Annotated in this window: 7 protein-coding genes; 2 read left to right on the top strand and 5 right to left on the bottom strand. The window is 71.8% G+C overall.

Features of this window, described 5'->3' with window-relative positions:
* Positions 1-9: 9 nt before the first annotated feature.
* The 5 genes from ACFVU7_RS32390 to ACFVU7_RS32370 form a co-directional block, all read right to left on the bottom strand.
* Positions 10-261, bottom strand: a complete 252-nt coding sequence (locus tag ACFVU7_RS32390) for an acyl carrier protein (protein ID WP_049651481.1) — start codon at positions 259-261, stop codon at positions 10-12.
* A gap of 3 nt (positions 262-264) precedes the next feature.
* Positions 265-1,101, bottom strand: a complete 837-nt coding sequence (locus tag ACFVU7_RS32385) for an ACP S-malonyltransferase (protein WP_241852886.1) — start codon at positions 1,099-1,101, stop codon at positions 265-267.
* 74 nt (positions 1,102-1,175) lie between these two features.
* Positions 1,176-2,090 carry a LysR family transcriptional regulator gene (locus ACFVU7_RS32380; protein ID WP_049651483.1) on the bottom strand — a complete coding sequence of 305 codons (915 nt, stop codon included), beginning with the start codon at positions 2,088-2,090 and terminating at the stop codon, positions 1,176-1,178.
* A gap of 598 nt (positions 2,091-2,688) precedes the next feature.
* The gene (locus tag ACFVU7_RS32375; RefSeq protein WP_388048608.1) at positions 2,689-4,221 is read right to left on the bottom strand and encodes an MFS transporter; all 1,533 of its coding nucleotides are present in this window, start codon (positions 4,219-4,221) and stop codon (positions 2,689-2,691) included.
* Positions 4,222-4,403: 182 nt separating this feature from the next.
* Complete coding sequence (locus ACFVU7_RS32370; RefSeq protein WP_388048606.1) at positions 4,404-5,081, bottom strand: TetR/AcrR family transcriptional regulator; 678 nt, start codon at positions 5,079-5,081, stop codon at positions 4,404-4,406.
* Between the two features lie 165 nt (positions 5,082-5,246).
* On the opposite strand from ACFVU7_RS32370, the gene ACFVU7_RS32365 reads away from it, so the two are divergent.
* Both ACFVU7_RS32365 and ACFVU7_RS32360 read left to right on the top strand, forming a co-directional pair.
* On the top strand, positions 5,247-5,837 hold the full coding sequence (locus tag ACFVU7_RS32365) for a Uma2 family endonuclease (RefSeq protein WP_387966355.1): 591 nt from the start codon (positions 5,247-5,249) through the stop codon (positions 5,835-5,837).
* A gap of 122 nt (positions 5,838-5,959) precedes the next feature.
* On the top strand, positions 5,960-6,748 hold the full coding sequence (locus ACFVU7_RS32360) for a VOC family protein (RefSeq protein ID WP_388048604.1): 789 nt from the start codon (positions 5,960-5,962) through the stop codon (positions 6,746-6,748).
* Positions 6,749-6,760 lie beyond the last annotated feature (12 nt).

Genomic DNA, 6,760 nt, shown 5'->3' with positions numbered 1-6,760 from the left:
GCAGTCCCCCTATTCCCCGGCGAGCTTCTTCTGGACGAATTCATCGATCGCGTTGAGCGATACGAGGACGTTCATGAGGATCTCGTCGCCGTCGAGGGCCAGCGAGAACTCGGACTCCAGGAAGCGCATCATCCTGACGTAGCCGAAGGAGTCGATGACCCCGGCCTTGAACAGGTCGGTGTCCGGGGTGGTCTCATCGTCGAACTCGAAGAGGAAGCGCTCCTCCAGGTACGTCCGGATCGTGTCCGTCGTCGATTCCATCGTTCAGGCTCCAGACGTGATTTTGTCGACCATGCGGGTGAGGGAGGTGCCCCCGATCTCGGTGAACTCCACGTCGTCGTCCCGGTCGAGGAGACTTCGTACGCAGTCGGTCCAGCGCACCGGGGCGACGAGCTGTTCGGCCAGCAGCCGGGCGGTCTCCTCCGGCCGGTGCGGCCGGGCGGTGACATTGGAGACGACCGGGGTGCGGGGTGCGGCGAATGCGAAGCCGGTGAGGAATTCCGCGAAGCGCACGCGGGCGGGCTCCATGTAGCGGGAGTGGAACGGCGCGCTCACCCTCAGGCGGGCGACCCGGATCCCGTTCTCCTCCAGGCATTCGACCGCGGCGGCCAGCACGGGGGGAGTGGCCGCGATGACGAGTTGTGACGGGGTGTTCAGGCCGGCGATGTCGACGCCGTCGATCCCGTGGTCGGCGAGGAGCTCCAGCAGCCGTTCCTCGGGGGTGTCCAGGACGGCGGCCATGCCCCCGTCGGAGGCCGCGGCCATGAGCTCGCCGCGCTTGGCGACCAGCCGGAGCCCGGTCTCGAAGTCGAACACCCCGGCGGCCAGCAGGGCGTTGTACTCGCCGAGGCTGTGCCCCAGGTAGACGTCCGCCGGGCGGTCCTCCCGGTGGGTGCGCTCGAAACCGTGCAGGGCGTTGACGACGAAGATCGCCGGCTGGGTGTACTCGGTCCGGCCGAGCAGGCCGTCCGGGTCCTTGGTGCACAGGGTGGCGAGGTCGTACCCCAGCAGGTCGGAGGCGAATCCGACCAGTCCTGGGTAGCGTTCGAGGACCTCGGCGCCCATTCCCTTGTGCTGGCTGCCCTGGCCGGCGAAGAGCATGGCGAACACGGCATTCCTCCGACGGGTGTCGCGGGGATGAGGGGGTGTGGCGAGAAGGGGGCGCGCGCCCGGTCTCACAGACGGCAGGTCGGGACGACCGACCTGAGCACGTTCAGGACCGCGCGGCCGCGCCGGTCGAGGGCGAGGCCGGGGGCGGCGGCCACGCCGAGCGACGCGGTCGGCGCGTCCCCGGCGAGTTCGACCGAGCGGATCCGGCCGCCGTCCAGCGTCGTGGCCCGGTGGGCGCGCTGGTGGACGAGGGCGAACCCGCACCCGGCGGCCACCAGGCCGCGGACGGTCTCCGGCCCGGTGGCGGTGACCACCGGTGGCAGCGGGACGCCGACGTCGGCGAAGAACTTCTCGAAGTGGAGCAGCAGCGGCGGGTCGTCGAGGGCGACGAACGGCCGCTCGGCGAGCTCGGCCAGGCGGACGGGGTCGGCCCGGCCGCACGGGTCATCGTCCGCGACGAGCGCCCGCATGGGCAGCTCGGCCAGCGGGACGAACCGGGAGCCGCCGCTCAGGAAGTCGTAGGTGACGGCCAGTTCGCACTGCCCGTCCCGGAGCAGGGCCAGCAGCCGGTCGGCCGGTTCCTCCCGGGTGGTCAGCCGCAGGCCCGCGTGGCGTTCCGCGGTGATCCGGTGGGTCTGGGGGAGCAGGAACGGGGCGACCGGGGTGAGGAACCCGACGCCGAGCCGGCCCTCGATGCCGCCGGCCAGCGCGTCCCCCTGCTCCTGGAGGCTCCTGGCCTGTCCCAGCAGCGCGCGGGCGCCGAGGAGCAGGTCCCGCCCGTTCGGGGTGAGGGTGACCCCGCGGGCGTGGTGGCGCAGCAGCAGCTGCACGCCGAGTTGGCGTTCCAGCCGCATGATGGCCGAGGAGACGGTCGATTGCGAGGCTCTGAGCTTCTCGGCCGCTTCCGAGATGTTTCCGAGTTCGGCCGATTCCACGAAATAGCGCAACTGCGTGAGGCTGAAGTCCAGGCGGTCGGTCATTCTTCACGTCCGGAGTGATTTCTCGGTCGGTCGGATCGTGTGGGCGCGGTTCGCGCGCGTTCCGGCCGCTTCAGGTCCGGTGCGCGTTCCGGGGCGATCGTCTGGGCGTACGCGGCGCGGTTCCGGCGCCGGGACAGTGGAACCGTGGCAGGCGGTACCGGTCGTACGTGTGCGATGGCGACATGGCGGGGCTCTTCTCTGGCTTCGGGAGCGAGGAGAACACTGTCGAGCGGGTATCGCGAAACGCTGTGTGTCATGCGCGTGTCAAGAAAGTAAAAAGCGCAGGCCGGAGGGTCGTGGCCAGGAGTGTGCAGGAAGGTTCAAGGGTGCACACGGAACGAAGCGCTTCGCTCACCTTAGGCGACAGGTTGACCGTGGAACAAGGTCGCCCTGGGGCCGGGATGTGAGGAACTCGCGGGCGTATCCGGTGGGCCGGATTCCGCGGGCCGGACCGTACGGGGACGTCCGAGGCCGGACCGTCCGGGACCGTCCGGGGTCGGACCGTCCTGGGTGTCCCGGGCGGAAACGGCGAGCGGCCCGCCCGGTGTCGTGGAGGACACCGGACGGGCCGCGTACGCACCCGAGCAACCCCTGCGCGTCAGTGCACCAGCACCGGCACGTCGTTCTCGGCCGCCGAGCCCGCGTCCGAGCCCGTCGAGGAGCCCGGCCGGCCGGCGTTGATGAAGGTGAAGGCGACCACGCCGGCCGCCACCAGGATCCCGAAGGACACCCAGATCGCGGTCGAGAAGCCGTGCACCATGCCCTGGAACTGCAGCACCTTGGCTGCCTCCGGCGAGGCGGCGGCCGCGGCGGTGGCGTGCGAGGCCAGCCAGCCGGTGGTCGCGCTGGCCGCGATGGTGTTCAGCAGCGCGGTGCCGATGGCGCCGCCGACCTGCTGCGAGGTGTTGACCATCGCCGAGGCCACACCCGCGTCGCGCGGCTGGACGCCGTGCGTGGCGAGGCTCATGGCCGGCATGAACGCGGTGCCCATGCCGAGGCCCATCAGGACCAGGCCCGGCAGGATCAGCGCCGGGTAGGAGGTGTCCAGGCTGATGTGGGTCAGCAGGAACATGCCGGCCGAGGCGACCAGGAAGCCGGGCGCCATCAGGTAGCGGGCCGGGACCCGGGTCATCAGCCGGGCGCCGATCTGGGTCGAGCCGGTGATCATGCCCGCCACCATCGGCAGGAAGGCCACGCCGGTCAGCACCGGGCTGTAGCCGAGCACGATCTGCAGGTAGTAGGTCAGGAAGAGGAACAGACCGAACATGCCGATCACGGCCATGCCCAGCGACAGGTACACCCCGCCGCGGTTGCGGTCGAGCACCACGCGCAGCGGCAGCAGCGGGGCCTTGACCCGGAGCTCCACCAGCACGAAGGCGGCCAGCAGCACGGCGGCCGCGACGAACAGGCCGATGGTGGTGCCGGACGACCAGCCGTCCGACTCGGCGCGGGTGAAGCCGTAGACCAGCGAGACCAGGCCGGTGGTCACCAGCAGAACGCCGGGGACGTCCAGCCGGTTGCGGTTGCGGCCCTCGGCGGGCTCGCGGATCACCATCACGGCGCCGACGGCGGCCACGATGGCGAACGGGATGTTGACGAAGAAGGTCCAGCGCCAGTTCATGTACTCGGTGAGCAGGCCGCCGAGGATCAGACCGATGGCGCCACCGCCACCGGCGATCGCACCGTAGATGCCGAAGGCCTTGGCGCGCTCCTTGGCCTCGGTGAAGGTCACCGCGAGCAGCGACAGCGCGGCCGGCGCGAGCAGCGCGCCGAACACGCCCTGGAGTGCGCGGGCGCCCAGCAGCATCGCGGTGTTGGCCGCGGCGCCGCCGAGCGCGGAGGCCAGGGCGAAGCCGGTCAGGCCGACGATGAAGGTCCGCTTGCGGCCCCAGAGGTCCGCGATCCGGCCGCCGAACAGCAGCAGCCCGCCGAAGGCCAGCGCGTAGGCGGTGATCACCCACTGGCGGTTGCCGTCGGAGATGCCCAGGTCCCGCTGTGCGGACGGCAGGGCGATGTTCACGATGGTCGCGTCGAGGACGACCATCAGCTGGGCGAGGCCGATGAATATCAGCGCCTTCCAGCGCCGGGGATCGGGCAGCGTCGCCGGTCGGGCGGCGTCGGTTCGAGACATGGGGGTACTCACTTCACGGTGCGTGTGGTGTGCGTGAACGGTCGGGTGCCGTGCGGCGGGCACGGCGGGTCGCCGCACCGGGATGGTGCGGTGGCAGGGCGCGCCGGGGCACGGCGGCGCGCGCCCGGACGGCTGGTACTGGTCGGGCCCCTACTGGCGGGGGGTCGGTACTGGCGGGTCGGTCAGTGCTGGGGCTGGAAGTCCTCGAAGGTCGCGGCCCGGCCGGGCAGCACCGAAGGAGCCGGTGCGCGCAGGCCGTCCAGGAAGATCTGCAGGTGCCGGTGGACGAAGTCGTCGAGCAGTCGGCAGGCGGTGTTCGGCAGTGGCCGGGTCAGCTGGCTCATCGCGATGAACAGGTCACCGTGGTCGACGTCCGACCGCAGCTCGCCCGCGGCCCGGGCGCGCTCCATCAGCCCGCCCACGGCGGCCTGCAGGCGCTCCCGGATCTCGGTCAACTCCGGGTCGTACAGGTCGACATGGTTGCTGAACAGGGTGCACAGACCGCCGACCTTCTCCCCGACGGACGCGTGCGCGAACCGCTGGAGGGCGTCGAACGGCCCACTGCCGTCAGGGGCGTCCGCCTCCGCCGTCGCCGTCTCGGCGAGGGCCAGGATGCGGTTCTTGACGAGCACCGCCACCTCGCGGATCAGCGCCACCCGGTCCGGGAAGTTCCGGTACAGCGTGGCATTGCCGACCCCCGCCCGCTTCGCGATCTCGTCCAGCGGCGCGTCCGCACCGTACTCGACGAACGCCTCCCGGGCCGCCAGCACGATCCGCTCCCGGTTCCGGCTCGCGTCCGCACGCAACTTCGGCGTACGTGCGCTCCCCGCGGGACGGACCGACTCGGCGGTGGTGGTCACGACGACTGCTCCTCATCAGGATACCGGGGAAAATCTCCCCGCTTCTTCCAACGTACTCGGAAACGGGGAATCCGTCCCCGGAATTTCCCCTGGCTATGTGACCTGCGTCACACAATCCCTCTGCTCTCGGGCAGGGATGTCACACCCCGGTCCTACGGTCGCGGTATGTGCACGGCTCCTGACGCACCGCGCCGATCGCAGATGCGGCCCGAAGAGTTCGAGGAACTCGCGCGCCTGGCTTTCCGGGCGCTCGAGGGCCTCCAGTTGGAGTTCCTCGGCGGGCGACTGGGAGTGAAACCGAGGTCGGGCGGCACCCACGGCTGTGTGATCGAGTGGCTGGTGCGGAGCTGCTTCCAGGCGCGGCCGGAGCTGTGGCTGCACAGCCATGGCCTGAGGATGCGGGGAACCGACGGCGGACGGGTCCATCCCGATGGCACTCTGGCCCCCGCCGAGGCCTTCGTCGGGCAGGGGGAGTGGGTCGATGCGGATCGCGTGCTGATGGTGGTCGAAGTGACCGATGCGGACGTCGACGCCGATCGGCGCGCCCGGGTCGAGAAGCCCCGCGCCTATGCCGAGGCCGGCATCCCCGTCTACCTGCTGATCGACCGGGACTCCGCGGAGATCATCGTCCACAGTCAGCCCGACGGCGTCCGCTACGAGACCGTTCACACCCTGCCGTTCGGCAAGGCCGTCCGCCTCCCCGACCCGGTGGGCATCTCCCTGGACACCGAGCCCCTCAAGAACTGGGTGCGCTGATCCCGGGCATGGCTTCCCCGGGGCGGTGAGGGTGGCGCCCTAGGCTGTGGGCGTCCCGGGCGGCCGGTGGGCCGTGGGAGTCGGGAGGGGCCCGGCGGCCGGGTGGGCGGAGGAGGTTCGCGATGGGCAGCGGTGAGACGGTCGCCCGGGTGCGCTGTGTGGCGGCCGTGCCGTGCTGGGTGAGCCTGATGGCCCCGGACCTGGAGGACGCGAAGACGTTCTACGGCCCGCTGCTCGGCTGGGAGTTCGAGCCCGGGCCGGACCGCTTCGGCCCGTACGTGCACGCCGTGACCGGCGGGGAGGCGGTGGCCGGGCTGGGCGTCGCCGGTGTCGGGGCGGTTCCGCTCGCGTGGACCAGTTACTTCGGGACGGAGAGCGCCGACGCCGCCGCCGACGCGGTGCGGGAGCGCGGCGCGACCCTGGCGGTCGGCCCGCTGGCCTTCGACGCCGGGCGGGTGGCCTTCGCGGCGGACCCGGCGGGCGCGGTGTTCGGCATCTGGGAGGGCCCGCCGGGCCGGGCCCGGAAGCTGGACCTGCCCGGGGCGCCGGTCTGGATCGAGCTGCGCACCCCGGACCCGTTCGCGGCGGCGCTGTTCTACGGCGAGGTGTTCCGCTGGGACGGCCGCGACCCGGAGCGCTTCGACGTCCGCTGGGAGCACGACCGGGTGGTGCTGCGCGCCGAGGGGCACAGTGTCGCGGCGCTGGCCAAGGAGCAGGCCGGCGGCCCGGCCGGGATGCCGCCGCACTGGGAGGTGTCCTTCGCCGTCCCGGACACGGACCGGGCGGTGGCCCGGGCCGCGGAGCTGGGCGGCGGGGCGCTCGGGCCGGCCTTCGACTCCCCGTACGGGCGGGTGGCCCGGCTGCGGGACCGCGAGGGCGCCCGGTTCGCGGTGATCAGCCCGAAGGACTGATCCGGCCCGGGC

Source organism: Kitasatospora sp. NPDC058046, from assembly GCF_042885595.1.
Lineage (GTDB): Bacteria > Actinomycetota > Actinomycetes > Streptomycetales > Streptomycetaceae > Kitasatospora.
Note: the sequence above shows the minus strand (reverse complement) of the source record. Positions and strands in the feature narration are given on the sequence as shown.

Coding starts and splice junctions, on each gene's coding strand:
- ACFVU7_RS32390 (WP_049651481.1), bottom strand. CDS start 261: ATGGAATCGACGACGGACACGATCCGGACGTACCTGGAGGAGCGCTTC.
- ACFVU7_RS32385 (WP_241852886.1), bottom strand. CDS start 1,101: ATGCTCTTCGCCGGCCAGGGCAGCCAGCACAAGGGAATGGGCGCCGAG.
- ACFVU7_RS32380 (WP_049651483.1), bottom strand. CDS start 2,090: ATGACCGACCGCCTGGACTTCAGCCTCACGCAGTTGCGCTATTTCGTG.
- ACFVU7_RS32375 (WP_388048608.1), bottom strand. CDS start 4,221: ATGTCTCGAACCGACGCCGCCCGACCGGCGACGCTGCCCGATCCCCGG.
- ACFVU7_RS32365 (WP_387966355.1), top strand. CDS start 5,247: ATGTGCACGGCTCCTGACGCACCGCGCCGATCGCAGATGCGGCCCGAA.
- ACFVU7_RS32360 (WP_388048604.1), top strand. CDS start 5,960: ATGGGCAGCGGTGAGACGGTCGCCCGGGTGCGCTGTGTGGCGGCCGTG.